The 16,408-nt window shown below is 54.0% G+C and carries 18 protein-coding genes, 1 tRNA gene and 1 pseudogene; 13 read left to right on the top strand and 7 right to left on the bottom strand.

From position 1 onward, the window contains the following. Window positions 1-6: 6 nt before the first annotated feature. Window positions 7-1,467: a beta-Ala-His dipeptidase gene (gene pepD / locus ACOZIO_RS08585; protein ID WP_129992267.1), complete on the bottom strand. Its 1,461-nt coding sequence runs from the start codon at window positions 1,465-1,467 to the stop codon at window positions 7-9. A 293-nt stretch (window positions 1,468-1,760) separates the two neighbouring features. Here pepD and gpt point away from each other — a divergent pair, with 293 nt between their 5' ends. The 6 genes from gpt (at window position 1,761) to ACOZIO_RS08555 (ending at window position 6,834) form a co-directional block, all read left to right on the top strand. Continuing rightward, complete coding sequence (gpt, locus tag ACOZIO_RS08580; protein WP_013574288.1) at window positions 1,761-2,219, top strand: xanthine phosphoribosyltransferase; 459 nt, start codon at window positions 1,761-1,763, stop codon at window positions 2,217-2,219. Between the two features lie 175 nt (window positions 2,220-2,394). Continuing rightward, window positions 2,395-3,645 (top strand): esterase FrsA, encoded by a 1,251-nt coding sequence (gene frsA / locus ACOZIO_RS08575; protein WP_129992268.1) that lies wholly within the window; start codon window positions 2,395-2,397, stop codon window positions 3,643-3,645. Between the two features lie 63 nt (window positions 3,646-3,708). After that, window positions 3,709-4,110: a sigma factor-binding protein Crl gene (crl, locus tag ACOZIO_RS08570; protein WP_421595184.1), complete on the top strand. Its 402-nt coding sequence runs from the start codon at window positions 3,709-3,711 to the stop codon at window positions 4,108-4,110. A gap of 122 nt (window positions 4,111-4,232) precedes the next feature. Further along, entirely contained in the window at window positions 4,233-5,336 is a 1,104-nt protein-coding gene (gene proB / locus ACOZIO_RS08565) for a glutamate 5-kinase (RefSeq protein ID WP_129992269.1), read from the top strand. Window positions 5,337-5,346: 10 nt separating this feature from the next. Further along, complete coding sequence (gene proA / locus ACOZIO_RS08560; RefSeq protein WP_235173769.1) at window positions 5,347-6,600, top strand: glutamate-5-semialdehyde dehydrogenase; 1,254 nt, start codon at window positions 5,347-5,349, stop codon at window positions 6,598-6,600. A gap of 158 nt (window positions 6,601-6,758) precedes the next feature. Continuing rightward, window positions 6,759-6,834, top strand: a tRNA-Thr gene (locus tag ACOZIO_RS08555). Between the two features lie 32 nt (window positions 6,835-6,866). On the opposite strand, the pseudogene ACOZIO_RS08550 reads toward ACOZIO_RS08555, so the two are convergent. Continuing rightward, window positions 6,867-7,126 (bottom strand): annotated as a pseudogene (locus ACOZIO_RS08550) (helix-turn-helix domain-containing protein). Window positions 7,127-7,237: 111 nt separating this feature from the next. On the opposite strand from ACOZIO_RS08550, the gene ACOZIO_RS08545 reads away from it, so the two are divergent. The 6 genes from ACOZIO_RS08545 (at window position 7,238) to ACOZIO_RS08520 (ending at window position 10,653) form a co-directional block, all read left to right on the top strand. Next, complete coding sequence (locus ACOZIO_RS08545) at window positions 7,238-7,498, top strand: helix-turn-helix domain-containing protein (protein ID WP_129955070.1); 261 nt, start codon at window positions 7,238-7,240, stop codon at window positions 7,496-7,498. 27 nt (window positions 7,499-7,525) lie between these two features. Continuing rightward, window positions 7,526-7,789, top strand: a complete 264-nt coding sequence (locus ACOZIO_RS08540) for a colicin immunity domain-containing protein (RefSeq protein WP_129955071.1) — start codon at window positions 7,526-7,528, stop codon at window positions 7,787-7,789. A gap of 37 nt (window positions 7,790-7,826) precedes the next feature. Then, window positions 7,827-8,081, top strand: a complete 255-nt coding sequence (locus tag ACOZIO_RS08535; RefSeq protein WP_217158235.1) for a bacteriocin immunity protein — start codon at window positions 7,827-7,829, stop codon at window positions 8,079-8,081. A gap of 557 nt (window positions 8,082-8,638) precedes the next feature. Continuing rightward, window positions 8,639-8,830, top strand: coding sequence for a hypothetical protein (locus tag ACOZIO_RS08530; RefSeq protein WP_238486002.1), 192 nt, complete (start codon window positions 8,639-8,641; stop codon window positions 8,828-8,830). Between the two features lie 3 nt (window positions 8,831-8,833). Next, a complete protein-coding gene (locus ACOZIO_RS08525) occupies window positions 8,834-10,393 on the top strand; it encodes a colicin E3/pyocin S6 family cytotoxin (RefSeq protein WP_421595183.1) in 1,560 nt (519 codons plus the stop codon). 8 nt (window positions 10,394-10,401) lie between these two features. Then, window positions 10,402-10,653 (top strand): colicin E3-like toxin immunity protein, encoded by a 252-nt coding sequence (locus ACOZIO_RS08520; protein ID WP_113877978.1) that lies wholly within the window; start codon window positions 10,402-10,404, stop codon window positions 10,651-10,653. A 174-nt stretch (window positions 10,654-10,827) separates the two neighbouring features. On the opposite strand, the gene paoC is transcribed toward ACOZIO_RS08520, so the two are convergent. Genes paoC through paoA form a run of 3 tightly spaced genes read right to left on the bottom strand, consistent with a single transcriptional unit; the run spans window position 10,828 to window position 14,525 of the window. Next, a complete protein-coding gene (gene paoC / locus ACOZIO_RS08515; protein WP_421595182.1) occupies window positions 10,828-13,026 on the bottom strand; it encodes an aldehyde oxidoreductase molybdenum-binding subunit PaoC in 2,199 nt (732 codons plus the stop codon). Between the two features lie 3 nt (window positions 13,027-13,029). Then, on the bottom strand, window positions 13,030-13,980 hold the full coding sequence (locus ACOZIO_RS08510; RefSeq protein ID WP_421595181.1) for an FAD binding domain-containing protein: 951 nt from the start codon (window positions 13,978-13,980) through the stop codon (window positions 13,030-13,032). Then, entirely contained in the window at window positions 13,977-14,525 is a 549-nt protein-coding gene (gene paoA, locus ACOZIO_RS08505; protein ID WP_129955076.1) for an aldehyde dehydrogenase iron-sulfur subunit PaoA, read from the bottom strand. Before paoA ends, ACOZIO_RS08510 begins: the two co-directional genes overlap by 4 nt. Window positions 14,526-14,857: 332 nt before the next feature. Between paoA and bhsA the strand changes: the two genes are divergently transcribed. Next, complete coding sequence (bhsA, locus tag ACOZIO_RS08500) at window positions 14,858-15,115, top strand: multiple stress resistance protein BhsA (protein WP_129955077.1); 258 nt, start codon at window positions 14,858-14,860, stop codon at window positions 15,113-15,115. Window positions 15,116-15,177: 62 nt separating this feature from the next. On the opposite strand, the gene ACOZIO_RS08495 is transcribed toward bhsA, so the two are convergent. Further along, window positions 15,178-15,498, bottom strand: coding sequence for a hypothetical protein (locus tag ACOZIO_RS08495; RefSeq protein ID WP_421595180.1), 321 nt, complete (start codon window positions 15,496-15,498; stop codon window positions 15,178-15,180). Then, on the bottom strand, window positions 15,470-16,393 hold the full coding sequence (locus ACOZIO_RS08490; protein ID WP_421595179.1) for an AraC family transcriptional regulator: 924 nt from the start codon (window positions 16,391-16,393) through the stop codon (window positions 15,470-15,472). Before ACOZIO_RS08490 ends, ACOZIO_RS08495 begins: the two co-directional genes overlap by 29 nt. Window positions 16,394-16,408 lie beyond the last annotated feature (15 nt).

Raw genomic sequence — 16,408 nt, 5'->3', positions numbered from 1 at the left:
AAAATATCATTTCTTTTCAGGAATTGCTTTCAGCAGGGCTGTCAGCAGTTGCCAGTACAGCCCGACGCTGGCGATTTCAACCTGTTCATCCGGCGAATGCGGGCCGGTGATAGTTGGCCCGATGGAAACCATGTCCATGTCCGGATACGGTTTTTTGAACAGACCGCATTCCAGACCGGCGTGGATCACCATGATGTTCGGGGTTTTGCTGAACAGTGACTGGTAAGTTTCACGCACCAGCGTCATCACCGGCGAGCTTGGCTCAGGTTTCCAGCCAGGGTAGCTGCCTTTTGCCAGACTTTTTGCACCAGCCAGTTCACTCAGTGAGCTCAGCATGCTGACCACATATTCTTTACCGCTGTCGATAAGCGAACGGATCAGGCTGTTGATCGCCACTTCGTCATCTTTCATCGTGACAACACCGACGTTGAGCGATGTTTCGACCACACCTTTCACATCATCACTCATGCGGATCACGCCGTTAGGCGTCGCGTTCAGCAGCGCAAGGAACTTATCCTGACTGTCCTGGCTCAGTGCCCTGGCGTTGCTTTCAGCCGTTTCCGCGACAAAAACGATCTTCTTCTCAACGGCTGACAGTTCAAACTGAATCGTCGCCAGGAATTCCTGTGCTGCCGCTTTCAGTGCGTCCGCTTTATCGGCGGCAACCGCCAGAGTCGCAATGGCTTCACGCGGGATGGCGTTACGCAGCGTGCCGCCGGTAAAGTCCAGCAGGCGCAGACCCAGGGTCCCCGCGTTGTCTGCCAGGAAACGTGCCAGCAGTTTGCTGGCGTTGCCCAGACCTAAGTGAATTTCAGCGCCGGAGTGGCCGCCTTTCAGGCCTTTCAGGGTCAGTTTCAGCACGCTGAAACCGGCCGGAACCGCTTCACGGCTCAGCGGCAGTGTGGCGGTAAAATCAATCCCGCCGGCGCACCCCATGTAGATTTCGCCTTCGGTTTCAGAATCGGTGTTGATCAGAATTTCAGACTGTAACCAGTTCGGTTGCAGGCCGAATGCGCCCGCCATGCCGGTTTCTTCGGTCATGGTCAGCAGCACTTCCAGCGGGCCGTGTTCTACGCTGTCATCAGCCAGAACCGCCAGCGCGGATGCCATACCGATACCGTTGTCAGAACCCAGCGTGGTGCCGCGGGCTTTTACCCAACCGTCTTCAATAAATGGCTGGATCGGATCTTTAGTGAAATCATGAACAGTATCGTTGTTTTTCTGCGGCACCATATCGAGGTGAGCCTGCAGGGCAACGGCTTTGCGGTTTTCCATGCCCGGGGTGGCCGGTTTGCGCAGCAAAATATTGCCAACTTCATCACGCTCAGCGTGGATACCCTTTTCCTGTGCCCATTCAACGATGTGTTTTGCCAGCGCTTCTTCGTGATAAGAAGGGTGCGGAATAGAACAAATTTTGGCAAAAATATCCCACAACGGTTGTGGCGAAAGCTGAGACAGTTCAGACACTATAAGTCTCCTGTAACAGTCAGCTCATTCAGGCTCCGTTTGCAGGGGAACTGACTGAGATGCTGTAGGTTTAAGGTTAAGTAATCCCCGCCAGACTGTGTGGCGAGTGGCCTGACAGAATATCACTTAATCTTAACCTGTGCGCGGGCACGGGGAGAAATTCCGGGATTTTTGGGGCGCAGGGACCCGATAATCGCTGGTTTTTGTGAGCCGGACTCACTATAATCTCGCGCAACCTTTTTTCCCCCCACTACTTTTTTAGAAGCCGTTAATTCACTGGCTGGGACACCTTTATGAGCGAAAAATACGTTGTAACCTGGGACATGCTGCAAATCCACGCCCGCACCATGGCTAAACGCCTGCTGCCGGCAGAACAATGGAAAGGCATTATTGCCGTCAGCCGCGGTGGCCTGGTTCCGGCAGCGTTGCTGGCTCGCGAGCTGTGCATTCGCCATGTGGATACCGTCTGTATCTCCAGCTACGACCATGATAATCAGCGCGAAATGCAGGTGCTGAAACGCGCAGAAGGCGACGGTGAAGGCTTCATCGTGATCGACGATCTGGTGGATACCGGCGGCACCGCGAAAGCGATCCGCGAAATGTACCCGAAGGCGCATTTCATCACCATCTTCGCAAAACCAGCCGGTGCTCCGCTGGTCGATGACTACGTGATCGACATCCCGCAGAACACCTGGATCGAACAGCCGTGGGATATGGGGGTTGTCTTTGTGCCTCCGTTAGTGGGTAAGTAATTTTCCCTTACTGTTGATAAACGCCTGGCTCATTGCCGGGCGTTTTGCTTTTGTTGACTTGAAATCCTTTCCGCTTGACCTCATACCTCAGTTGTCGCAACGTGGGCGGGTTATAATCCCGTCTAAATGATCGCCTGCGGGCGACCTGCTGCTTGCTAACGGAGGATCTTGCATCATGGCTCCAGCCAATCTTACGGAAAAACTGTTTAAACCTTCGTTCAAATACCCGGAAACATCGACGCTGGTTCACCGCGTTCATCACCATAATACGCACCCGCCGATGCACTCTGCACTGGAAGGCGACACGGTCCATTGCTGGTACCGTACGATTAACCGTTTGATGTGGATGTGGCGCGGGGTCGATCCGCTGGAAGTGGAAGAAGTGCTGTCGCGCATTGCTGTCTCCCAGGCGGAACACAGTGATCCGTTGCTGCTTGATACTGTAATTGGTTACCGTAATGGCAACTGGATCTACGAATGGTCAAAACAGGCGATGCACTGGCAGCAAAAAGCCGCCGAAGAAAAAGACCCGGATGTGGCGAGCGACTACTGGCTGAAAGCCGCCAACCTTTACAGTATTGCCAGTTATCCGCATCTGAAAGGCGATACGCTGGCGGAACAGGCGCAGGCGCTGGCCAATAAAGCCTTTGAAAAATCCTCGGAACATTCGCCTTATGAACTGAAAGAGCTGGAATTTAAGATCTCCGGCGGCACGCCGATCACCGGTTTCCTGCACCTGCCGGACGCAGGCAAAGCGCCGTTCCCGACGGTGATGGTGTGTGGCGGTCTCGATACCTTGCAGAGTGACCATCAGCGCCTGTTCCGTTCGTATCTTGCGCCGATGGGCATTGCCATGCTGACCATTGACATGCCGTCGATCGGTTTTTCGTCGAAGTGGAAACTGACCCAGGACACCAGCTTCCTGCATCAGCAGGTGCTGATGCAGCTTTCGGATGTGCCATGGGTTGATGCCAGCCGCGTCAGTTTGCTCGGCTACCGTTTTGGTGCCAACGTTGCCGTGCGGCTGGCGTATCTCGAACCGCGCCGCGTGCGTGCAGTCGCCACTCTGGGGGCGCTGGTGCATACACTGCTGAGCGACCCGAAATGCCAGGAACAAGTGCCGGACATGTATATGGATGTGCTGGCGAGTCGTATTGGCATGTCGAGTGCGTCTGATTCGGCATTGAAAACCGAACTTAATCGTTATTCTCTGAAAACGCAGGGGCTGCTCGGGCGGAGAACGCCGACGCCCATGCTGGCTGCATACTGGGAGAACGATATTTTCAGTCCTAAGAGCGAAGCTAAGCTGATTGCGGATTCTTCCGCTGACGGCAAGCTGTTGCCTATCCGCAGCGAGCCGCTTTACGGACATTTTGACAGCGCTTTACATGAGATTTGCAGCTGGCTGCAAAACCATATGCGTTAACTTAACAGTTGCTAATTCCTAACGGTTTGTTAAAAAGGATCGTCTTTCTATGGAGGTTGTACTATGACGTTACCAAGCGGTCATCCTAAAAGCAGGCTAATGAAACGTTTCGGTACACTGGGACCGTACATCAGAGAAGGGAAATGCGAAAACGACCGCTTTTTCTTTGACTGTTTAGCTGTCTGCGTGAACGTTAAGCCCGCGCCGGAGAAGCGTGAATTCTGGGGCTGGTGGATTGAATTACAGGCCGAAGCAGAACGTTTTACCTATGTTTATCACTTCGGATTGTTTGATAAAGACGGCATCTGGAAAGCGCAAAACATTAAAGATGCTGAAGTGCGCGAGAAACTTGAGACGACATTAAAAGGGTTCCACAAAAACCTGAATGCTATGATTGAAGAGATGTCCCTCAGACTGGAACCCGCTGATGATTTCAGCGAAGATCCGGTGAAGCTCTCCGCCTGACTTTCTGTACTACCCATTCCCACGATGAATACTGCTATTATAGCGTTATGCCGGTTGGCATAACGCTTCTCACTGGTTACAAAGACAAAGAAGCCCTTCTTTTTCACATTAATGGAACGATTATGAGTGGTAGTCAGACACTGGTTGTAAAACTGGGCACCAGCGTGCTCACTGGCGGCTCACGCCGCCTCAACCGTGCTCACATTGTTGAGCTTGTCCGCCAGTGCGCGCAGCAACATGCGGCAGGGCACCGGATTGTGATTGTCACGTCGGGCGCGATTGCCGCCGGGCGCGAACATCTTGGCTACCCCGAACTCCCCGCCACCATTGCTTCCAAACAACTGCTGGCTGCCGTCGGGCAAAGCCGTTTGATCCAGCTGTGGGAGCAATTGTTCTCGATTTATGGCATCCACATTGGTCAGATGCTGCTGACGCGTGCCGATATGGAAGACCGCGAGCGGTTCCTGAACGCCCGCGACACGATGCACGCGCTGCTTGATAACCATATCGTGCCGGTCATTAACGAAAACGATGCGGTGGCCACCGCTGAAATTAAAGTCGGCGATAACGATAATCTCTCCGCGCTGGCCGCTATTCTGGCGGGTGCTGATAAATTGCTGCTTCTGACCGATCAGCGTGGTCTGTTTACTGCGGATCCGCGTACCAACCCGCAGGCAGAGCTTATCCGCGAAGTCATGACCATTGATGATGAACTGCGCGGCGTGGCGGGTGACAGTGTTTCCGGTCTCGGCACCGGCGGCATGGCCACCAAACTGCAGGCGGCGGATGTCGCGTGCCGTGCGGGCGTCGATACCATTATTGCTGCGGGCAGCCTGCCGGGCGTGATTGGCGATGTCATTAACGGTATTTCGGTCGGCACACGTTTTCACGCGATGGAAACCCCGCTGGAAAACCGTAAGCGCTGGATCTTCGGCGCACCGCCAGCCGGTGAAATCACCATCGACGACGGCGCGGTTTCTGCCATGATGGAGCGCGGCAGTTCGCTGCTGCCAAAGGGGATCCGCGAAGTGAAAGGCGATTTCTCGCGTGGCGAAGTGATCCGCATCCGCAACCTGAACGGGCGTGACCTCGCGCACGGCGTCAGCCGCTATAACAGCGATGCGATGCGCATGATTGCCGGTCATCATTCTCAGCAGATCAGCGAAATTCTCGGTTACGAATACGGCCCGGTTGCCGTTCACCGTGACGACATGATTGTCAGTTAAGGAGCTACAGATGCTTAACGAGATGGGAAAGGCCGCGAAAGCCGCGTCCTGGCAGCTCTCCACCCTCAGCACCGCGCAGAAAAACCGTGCGCTGATGCTGATGGCCGACATGCTCGAGGCCAACAGCCAGAGCATTATTCTTGCCAACGAACTCGACATGGCCGCTGCCCGCGAAAGCGGCATGAGCGAAGCGTTATTAGACCGCCTGCTGCTGACGCCCGCGCGTTTATCGGCGATTGCCAGCGACGTGCGCGATGTATGCCGCCTGAGCGATCCGGTCGGGCAGGTGATTGACGGTTCACAGCAGGACAGCGGTTTGCGTCTTGAACGCCGCCGCGTGCCGCTCGGCGTGATCGGCGTGATTTACGAAGCGCGTCCGAACGTCACCATCGACGTCGCCAGCCTGTGCCTGAAAACCGGCAACGCCGTGATCCTGCGTGGCGGTAAAGAAACGCACCACACCAATCAGGCGACGGTTAACGTCATTCAGATGGCGCTGGAAGAATGCGGATTGCCGAAAGCTGCGGTTCAGGCGATTGAAAGCCCGGATCGCGCACTGGTCGCAGAACTGCTGCGCCTGGATAAATACGTCGACATGCTGATCCCGCGCGGTGGCGCGGCGCTGCACAAACTGTGCCGCGAACAATCCACCATTCCGGTGATCACCGGCGGAATCGGCGTGTGTCATACGTTTGTGGATGAAAGCGTCGATTTCGACAAAGCGCTGACCGTGCTGGAAAGCGCCAAAGTGCAGCGTCCGAGCGCCTGTAACAGCCTCGAAACCGTACTGGTGCATCAGGCGATTGCCGCCCGTTTCCTGCCGGAACTGAGCGACAACATGCACCGCGCAGGCGTTACGTTGCACGCCAGCGAATCCGCGATGCCGTATCTGCAAAACGGCCCGGCGAAAGTGCTGGCGGTGACCGAAGAAGATTATTCAGATGAATGGTTGTCACTGGATCTGAACGTGACGGTGGTGGATGATCTGGATGCCGCCGTGGCGCATATCCGCACCTACGGCACCGAACATTCCGATGCGATCCTCACCCGTTCCATCAGCAGCGCGGACAGGTTCGTGCGCGAAGTGGATTCCTCTGCGGTTTACGTCAACGCCAGCACCCGTTTCACCGACGGCGGCCAGTTCGGTTTAGGCGCAGAAGTGGCGGTCAGCACACAAAAACTGCACGCCCGCGGCCCGATGGGATTAGAAGCCCTGACGACTTACAAATGGATTGGTTACGGCGACGATTTAGTCCGTCCTTAACCCGCGGCACCGGTGGATTTTTCGTCATGAAGCCGGTGCTAAATCCCTATTTCATTCAGGGTGATGAGAAAAGCAGCAAACGCACAGCAGGGGGCTTGACGGCAGCGTCAGATTTCACTAATTTAGCACCCCGTAGTTCCCCGGTAACACTTCAAAATGCCGACTTAGCTCAGTAGGTAGAGCAACTGACTTGTAATCAGTAGGTCACCAGTTCGATTCCGGTAGTCGGCACCATTTCAGCTTTAAACTCCTTGATTATCAAACGTTCATGTAGAATGGCACCTCAGCTTTCTGTCTATTTTTGTTCCTGTATTCCCATCAAAATACCGACTCGGCCAGATCTCTCTAGCTTCAACCCCAATCGTCTTTGCAATAATCATTTCACCTTTCGGCCACGGTCTTGCCAGCGAATTGGAAAGGGTGGATGAACTCAACCCCGCGTCCCTCGAAACAGCTGCCATTGTTGTCCCTTTCTTTCTGATTGCCGGATGATATCTGCAGTGTGCCAATCTTTTGAACCTGTCATATAAGACTCCCTGTTAATGGTGAATACTAAGTTATCCTTAGCATGTGTGGCGCTTAAAAATAACACAATAGAAAACTAAGAATAACTTAGTAAAAGGTTGGCTCCGGCATCATGTTGATCAAGAGACTCAAGGAAGCGCGTTTGCGTGCTGGGCTTTCTCAATACAAGTTAGGCGTTCTGGCGGGTGTTGATGAGGCATCGTCGAGCGCACGGATGAATCAATATGAAAAAGGTAAACATCAGCCGGATCTGGAAACGGTGAAGCGAATTGCGAAAGTATTGGATGTGCCTGTGGCTTATCTCTATGCCGAAGAAGACGACCTTGCTGCGCTGATTATTGTATTTCATGAAAATAGAAAGCAGTCAGTTTAGTGTTTTCAAGCTCAGGGAGCCAAAAAAATGAGTCAGAAACTTTTAACCTTCGCCAGATCATTTATTAATGGCGAGATCTCAGCCGAAGATTTCGCCGACCCCTATCAGATGTTATGGAAAACTGAGGGTGAAAATGGTGATTTGCTGAAAGATCCCTATCAGGACAGCGAAAAATGTTCGACCATTTTTTGTCTTGCAGATCAATTCAATCCTGACAATGATCGTGAGAAAGATGAATTTGATGCTGATGAACTTAAAGCGCGGGTTCGGGCCGTTTTGGATAACGAATGACCCTCAGGTTTCAACTGAATCCAGATAAGAGAAAAATATGCAGCTCAAAGATACGTTTGAAGAATACTCGGAAACCGAATTTATTGCGCTGGTGAAAGATATTTTCGATGTGCATGGCAGCGAGTCATATCAGGACAGTTTACTGGAAAATTTCAGCCGGGTTACCGGGCATCCTTCAGGTACTGATTTAATTTTTTATCCTGAAGGCGATAAAACAGTAACTCCAGAGAGTATAGTTAACGAAATTAAACAGTGGCGGACTTCTGTCGGGAAAGCATTGTTTAGAATCTGATGAATCTCTATGTCATCCGAATTCAGGCGGCAGATCATATTTCTGTTGCCTGTGATTTATCACGAATGTTATTTCTCTGCATTTTGCGCAGCAGCGATAAGTTTACCGCATAATGCCTGGCTTTCAGCGGGGCAGGATTCAGATGACAGCGTAATGATCCGATTCAGGTCATCCGTATCGAGTGTAGAATCGAAGTAGTGCCAGAAATGAGAGCGAGTGACAGAACAGTTACGACAATTTTCATTTTATATCCATCAATTATCATGTGTTATTTTATGCGCTGACTGCATTTTAATGTTGAACGTAACCTTACATGAAGAAACCTGTAAGGGTATTTGTGCCATAAATATTTTATATACATTTACCATAACCCCTTATTAGTAATGATGGGTCTTTTTTGTCTTATCTGTTTATATGAATGAACCCGGTAATCTAAGCAATTTATCTCTTATGATTTAGCTCAATCTTTATGGGTTTATATTTATTGTTCGTTGTGGGTGTTTATTTTAGCTGCTTATCATACCGGTGAAACTCACCTCAACGGACGAAAAATAAATATGGAAATGCAATTCACTAATGAACTGAATCAGGAATTACTGGATGTTATCAACGCCTCTCCTTTCACCACTGAACAACTGGCTGAAATGGATGATAGCGCGCGGGCGGTGGTTGAGGAACAGACCGCGTTTGCCCGCCAGCATCCTGTGATTGCGATTTACCGGCTGGCGGTTCCGGGCATCGGAGCATAACGGATGGGGTATCGCTCAAATTGTTATGGTCGCGGGCAGGCGCTGCACGGTGATAAAACCACGACGGGCGCGGTGTGTCTGACCTCTCTGCCCAATGCGACGGAACACGGGCTAGGTGTGATCCGCATCGGTGATGTCACGACCGCCTGCCCGAAATGCGGCCTCACCGGAAAAATCACCAGCGGAGAACCGCATTCCACCTTTGACGGCCTCGCTTCTGCTGTGGACGGTTCGGATGTTTTATGTGGTTGCCCGCCGGGGACGAACCGGGTTATCGCACCGCTCGGACAGTGGATGGGAAAAGGTAAATCCCCTTCTGAACTCGCACAGGAAAAGTGGGAGGCAGGGCGGGCCGCAGTATTACAGGTTCAGGCTGAGAAAGAAGCGGCAGAACAGGCCAGACGCTCAATGCCGGTGTTTGCGAAATCCGCGGAATGTGGCGCAGGAAATACCGAAGCACGAACCTGTGAGGAGCAGCATCATAACTTCGGGCGGATGTCTTACGGCGTACCGACGCCGGTCGCAGGCATAAAGCCCGAAATTGAGCAGCACGCGCAGGCGGCGAAGCGTAAGAAGTCAGCCGGTGATAAAACGCCGTGGTACAAAAAGATGTTTGGCGGGAAGGCTGATACGCCCGCACAGTCTGGCATGCCGCTGGCACTCCCCGTGGCAACGGGGGGCAGCACTCAGCTAATCGCGTCGGGCATGAGTGCACTGTACGGGGTGACGTCAGTCCGCCTCGGCAGCCTGTTCGTGAATCCGGTAACCGTCGGTGTTATCGGAACCTTTTATTCGAACGAGCTGAACGCTGGTGAGGCGGATATTTTAAGCGACAGCCAGCTTGCGGCACTGGCCGGAAAGTCCGCCCCGACGCGGATCCGCTTTCAGTGGACGAAGGATAAATATGGGCGGTTAATTCCCGTGGCTTATCACACCGGCGCTGACAGCGGTCTGGATCAGGTTCGCGTGCGCCCGATGGAGCGGAACACATTCACGGGTAACTATGAGTTCTGGGCGGATGGCGCGGAAAAGCCCACCATCATCTGGACACCCGACGAGCTGGAGTTCAAAGTCCCCGGTAATACCGGTAGCCGTGATCAACCGTATTTACCTTCGACCATCACCGTATTACCGTTACCCGGCGCGGAAGAAATGGGCAGTACCTCAACCTCGCTGCCGATCCCGGATGAATCCTCATTTGATGATTACATCCTGGTCAATCTGCCGTACGGCATGCCGCCGGTTTATATTTATCTTAGCCAGAGCCGGTCGGGTATACCTAATAAAGATTACGATTACCATCCGGCTCCTGAAACAGAAGAAATCTCAGGTCTTTCAGGATTGAGACAATCCAAAAAGAAAACACCAAAGCAAAGTGGTGGTGGATTAAGAGAGCGCTGGGTTGATAGCAAAGGGCGCCGAATTTATGAGTGGGATTCACAGCATGGTGAACTTGAGGAATATCGAGCGAGTGATGGTGAACATCTTGGTTCCGTAGATCACAAAACAGGACAACAGCTGAAACCCGCTGTTAAAGGTCGAAATATTAAACGGTATCTGTGAGGCTTGAGATGGGATTAGCTCTGAAACTTGAATGGTTTGATAAAGCTGATGAATTGTTAGTTGGTAAAGAAGTATCTGTCGACCTGGGCAATGATGGCAGCCTTATAAAGAAATTTTCCCTGCCTTTTAATGGAAGGATTTACGATGGTGGATTTGATGTGTTACAGGCGTGGAGGAGTGATTTACAGCCATTATTTCAGCACAGAATTGATTTCAGTCGATATGATTATCAGTTGGTTTTCAAAAGAACAGATAGTTAATAAGTAGTGAATGCTGATGCCCTTATTGTAAACAGTAGCTTTCTATGAGAAGGCGGTAATGAGATTTGGAGATTAAGATCTCCAGGTCCTCAAATCATGAATAATCTCAGACTAAAGATAACTAGCCCTAATCCATCATATTAGGGCTTTTGAATTTTCAGCAATTGCTTCTTGTCAACCCAGTTCCGGCAGCCCCTCAATCAGTTTGTCCAGCGTGACCGGATAATCCCGCACCCTGACGCCCGTTGCGTTATAAATGGCATTGGCGATGGCGGCGCTGACGCCACACAGGCCCAGTTCGCCGACGCCTTTGGCTTTCATGGGTGAAGAAATCGGGTCGGTGTCTTCCAGGAAAATCACTTCCTGATCGGGAATATCGGCGTGAACCGGCACTTCATAGGCTGCCAGATCGTGATTCACGAAATATCCCAGATTCGTATCGACATTCAGCTCTTCCGTCAGCGCCGCGCCGATGCCCATGGTCATGGCACCGATCACCTGGCTGCGTGCTGTTTTCGGGTTAAGTATCCGGCCCGCAGCGCAGACGGCAAGCATCCGGCGGACACGGGTTTCGCCCGTTGCGATATCCACGCCGACTTCCGCAAAGTGCGCGGCGAAAGTGGATTGCTGGAATGTCTTGTCCAGTCCGCCGAATTCTATGGTGTCTTCCACGGTGAGGGTTCCGCTGGCAGCAGCCTGTGCGAGCGGAGCGGTGCGGGCGTCCTGACAAATCAGTCCGTCGGTAAACACCGCTTTATCCGCATCAAAACCGAGTTTTTCAGCGATGGCCTGGCGCAATTTTATGCAGGCGGCATACACACCGGCGGTGGAGGTATTGGCCCCCCATTGCCCGCCCGATCCGGCGGAGACCGGGAAGTCGGAATCCCCCAGCCGTACCCCCACTTTTTCCAGCGGTACGCCCAGCATCTCGGCGGCAGTCTGGGCGATGATGGTGTAACTGCCGGTGCCGATATCGGTCATGTCGGTTTCGACGGTCACGGTGCCCCGGGCGTCGAGATGCACCCGTGCGCCGGATTTCTCCAGCAGGTTGTTACGAAAGCCCGCTGCGACGCCGATACCCACCAGCCAGCGTCCGTCGCGAACCTGCGCCGGAATGGCATTACGGCGGTGCCAGCCAAATTTCTCCGCGCCGGTGCGCAGACATTCGATCAACTGGCGGCGTGAAAAGAAGCGTTCAGTATTGAGCGGATCGACCTGCGTGTCGTTAAGGATGCGAAACGCCACCGGATCGACTCCGGCTTTTTCCGCCACCTCATCAATAGCGATTTCCAGTGCCATCAGGCCGGGCGCTTCGCCGGGTGCGCGCATGGCATTGCCTTCCGGCAGATCTAATTGAGCCAGCCGCAGTCCGGTCAGACGGTTTTTGCCCGCATAGAGCAGCTCACTTTGCTGCACCGCCGTCTCAGGTGTGCCGCCGGGCAGGTTACCGGACCAGCTTTCATGGGCGATGGCACTGATGCGGCCTTTTTCATCCGTGCCGATGCGGATGTGCTGAATAGTGGCCGGACGGTGCGTGGTGTTGTTGGGGATCAGGGGGCGCGGCAGCATGACTTTGACCGGCCGGTTGGCGGCACGGGCCGCCAGCGCAGCCAGTACGGCATCACTGCGCAGGAACAGTTTGCCGCCGAAACCACCGCCGATGTACGGCGATATCACCCGCACGTTCTCTTCAGGGATATTGAGCGTTTTAGAAAGCTCGCTGCGACACCAGGCGATCATCTGGTTCGAGGTGCGCAGGATCAGTTTATCCCCTTCCCAGACGGCCAGCGAAGCATGCGGCTCCATCGCCATATGGCTCTGATCCGGCGTGGTGTACAGGGCATCATGCTGCACCGCTGAGGCCGCGAAGGCACGGCCAAAATCGCCAGCGGTTTTATCCGGCGTATCTTCCGGTGGCGTAGTGACAGCAGGCTTTTGCTCCGCAAGGCTGTACGCGCCTTTCCCGCGCAGGTAATCCACTTTTATCAGTGATGCCGCAGCGCGCGCCTGTTCGAAGGTCTCCGCGACCACCACGGCGATCGCCTGATGATAGTGTTCAATTTGCGGGCCGCCGAGCAGGGTCGCAGCATTCATGTCGCCTTTGCCCAGCTTACCGGCGTTGTCAGCGGTGACAATCGCCAGCACGCCGGGCGCGGTTTCGGCATCATGTAAATCCATGGCAGTGATCCGGCCTTTGGCAATGGCGGAACCGACCACATAACCGTACGCGGCACCCGGCACGTCATTCTGCCATTCATAGGCGTAGGGCGCGGTACCGGTGGTTTTTAACGGACCGTCGATACGGTCATGCGGTTTGCCCACCACTTTCATCTGGTCGATCGGATTGTCTGTTGCAGGCGTATCGAATTTCATCTGTTATGCCCTCGCTTCAGTCAGCACGGAGGTGAGCGTTCGCTTTGCCAGTATCAGCTTGAACGCATTCTCAGGTGTCGGTTGCGCATCGGCGAATAACCGCGCGTAAACTTCCCCCGCGCCTTGCGGCACCTGGGCATCCGCTTCTGCCAGCCGCCAGGGTTTATGTGCGACGCCGCCCAGCGCAACACGGCCCGTGCCATCGGGCTGAACGATGGCGGCGACAGACACCAGCGCAAAGGCATAAGAGGCGCGGTCACGCACTTTACGGTAAATATGGGTGCCGCCGGCGGGTGGCGGCAGGGTGACGGCGGTGATCAGTGCTCCCGCAGCCAGCACGGTTTCCAGATGCGGCGTGTCGCCCGGTGCGCGGTAGAAACCGGCAAGCGGAATACGGCGCACCGCACCGTCAGGGTTGACGGTTTCGACCACAGCATCGAGCAACTGCATCGCAACGGCCATGTCGCTCGGATGGGTGGCAATGCAGGCCGTACTTGCGCCGACCACTGCATGCTGACGACTGAAGCCTTTCAGGGCCGCGCAGCCACTGCCGGGCTGGCGTTTATTGCACGGCTGATGGGTGTCGTAAAAATACGGACAGCGGGTGCGCTGAAGCAGGTTACCGGCCGTCGTGGCCTGGTTGCGTAACTGGCCGGAGGCACCGGCCAGCAGGGCCCGCGACAGCACGGCATAGTCGCGGCGGATACGTAAATCTGCCGCCAGATCGGTATTGCGCACCAGCGCGCCGATCCGCAAGCCACCGTTACCGTCGGGTTCAATGGTATCCAGCGCCAGCCCGTTGACGTCGATCAGGTGAGAGGGTTGCTCAATCTCCAGTTTCATCAGATCCAGCAGGTTGGTGCCGCCTGCAATAAATTTTGCGCCCGGATGTTGTTGTGCGCTGCCTGCGGCGTCGGCGGGCGTTTGCACCCGTTCATAGGTAAAAGCTTTCATGGTTTTTGCCCCCCGGCGACGTCTTCAATGGCGGCAAGAATGTTGGAATACGCACCGCAGCGGCAGATATTGCCACTCATGCGTTCGCGGATCTCTTCTGCGGTTCGCCCTGGCGGTGAGACCAGATCCGGCGTGACGTGGCTCGGGATCCCTGCCTCGATTTCCTGCAACACCGCTACTGAGGAGCAGATCTGCCCCGGCGTGCAGTAACCGCACTGGTAGCCGTCGTGTCTGATAAACGCAGCCTGCATCGGGTGCAGATTGTCAGGTGTGCCGAGACCTTCAATGGTGGTGACATCGGCATCCTGATGCATAACCGCCAGCGTCAGACAGGCATTGATGCGGCGGCCATCAACAATAACGGTACAGGCGCCGCACTGACCATGGTCGCAGCCTTTTTTGGTGCCGGTCAGTTGCAGATTCTCCCGCAGCGCATCCAGCAGGGTGGTACGTGTATCAACGACCAGCTGGCGGATCTGACCGTTCACTTTCAGTTTCAGGTGGGACTGATGTATTTCGTTGCCATCGTTGTCATGGTTGCTCATACCAGACCTCCGGTATTACAAAAATTAAATCGGAAAAGGGAGATGTACTCGCGGGTTTTTTTCCGGAATTTTTTATCACGAAGCTTTAAGCATAGTCGGCGATGGCGTTGGGATTAATCCTGAAGTCCGGTTTCTCCGGTGTGTTCCTCTTTTCGTCCTGCATCTTGTGATCGCACATTTAGTTAACGATCATTAAATAAATTGCTTGCGCAACCTCTCGCAGGCGCTTAGTATTTACTTATCGAACGTTAATTAATAAATAACGTTGACCTGAAACCGGGACACCTGAAACAGGCTATCCCATCAAAATTCGAAGAACAGGAATTAACATCATGAAAACTATCGCAATGACTCTCGCCGCTCTGACACTGGCAACCGCTTCTTTCTCCACCCTGGCAGCAACTGAAGTGCAGTCAGCTCCCGCAGGTCAGCAATCCCTGGGTGTCGTCGGGGCGTCAACCACCGGTTCACTGTCAGGCCTGCAATCAGAACTGAATGCTAAAGCCACCCAGGCGGGCGCAAGTTCATACCGTATTATCGGTGCATCCGGTAATAATCAGCTTTACGGTACCGCAGAAATGTATAAATAAGCTGAGCAGTAACAAGCAGTAAGCAGAAGAGGCGGCGGTTGCCGCCTTTTTCGTGTCTGCGATTAGCGGAATTTATGGAAGTGGTTATTGCGGATTTTCCGGTTGATATAACCATGCAGGCCGCTGCCGGCTTTTGCCATGGCGATCATGTGGTCAACGTCCGTTACCCCCGGGCGGATGGTATTATAGATGTAATGCCAGCCGTCTTTGAACTTTACGGTAATTGAATCTTCCGTCGTCGTGAAAGCGATGATACCCGAATTGCCCCCCGGTTTTGGTACTTTTCCATATTCCCCTTCCTGATTGATGAAGCCATTCACGACCTGAATAATAATAGCTATAAATTTTTGCAGGTTATGTGAGTAAGAAAGCTTTTTTGGCAAAACGTCCCGGCGGCATCCCTGTGTAGCGGGTAAATGCCACACCGAAAGCGCTGACCGAACGGTAACCGGTGCGTTCGGCAATATCGGCAAGGGGCAGTTCGCCTTCTCTCAGCAGCCGTTTGGCGATCGCCATTCGTAAGGCCATCAGATACGCCATCGGCGGCATGCCGACGGCGCGGTTGAAGCGCTCGCACCAGCCGGATCGCGACATCGCCGCTGCCCGTGCCAGTTGTGCGATTGTCCAGCCCGCTGCGGGCGAACCGTGCATACAACGCAACGTGATGGCCAGTTTCGGGTCCGATAATCCGCGCACCAGGCCCGGTGACGCCGCAGTCACAGCCGCTGAGCGGAACGCTTCTATCAGCAATACTTCCAGCAGGCGGGTCATCACCATTTCCCGCGCGGGTTTATCCGCGCGATATTCCTCACCGAACATCTGCACCAGCGTCGATAAACGTTTTTCTCCGCGAACGTGCAGCCATTGTGGCAGCAACGACACCAGCAGCGCTGAATCCGGCGAACCGAAAACGCAATTTCCGACCAGCATCCGCATATCCACCACGCTGTCAGGGTTACCGACACGTGCGCCACCGGGCATAGGTGTGATGGGTGTGGTGATTGTTTCCCCGGTAACGGGCGGCTGGCGGTCAAGGCTGGAGGTTGAAAAACGCTTTGCTTCCGGGATCAGCACAAAATCGCCTTCGCTGAGCAGAAGCGTTTCACGATGATCATCGTTTTCTATTGTCAGGTAACAGGATCCCTCCAGCACCGCGAAGTAGAAAGGGCGTCCTGTTTCAGCGCGCTGAACCGCCCACGGTGCGGAGGCAGCCACCAGTTTTGAGAACGGAGCGCCAGGCTGAAGTAACGAAATAACGTCTGCTAAAGGATCTACCATTTGGACGATCTCGAC

Origin of the sequence: Rahnella sp. PD4, assembly GCF_049199325.1 — a bacterium.
GTDB classification, from domain to species: Bacteria; Pseudomonadota; Gammaproteobacteria; order Enterobacterales; family Enterobacteriaceae; genus Rahnella; species Rahnella perminowiae.
The sequence above is the reverse complement of the archived record's forward strand: the minus strand, read 5'-3'. Positions and strand labels throughout refer to the sequence as shown.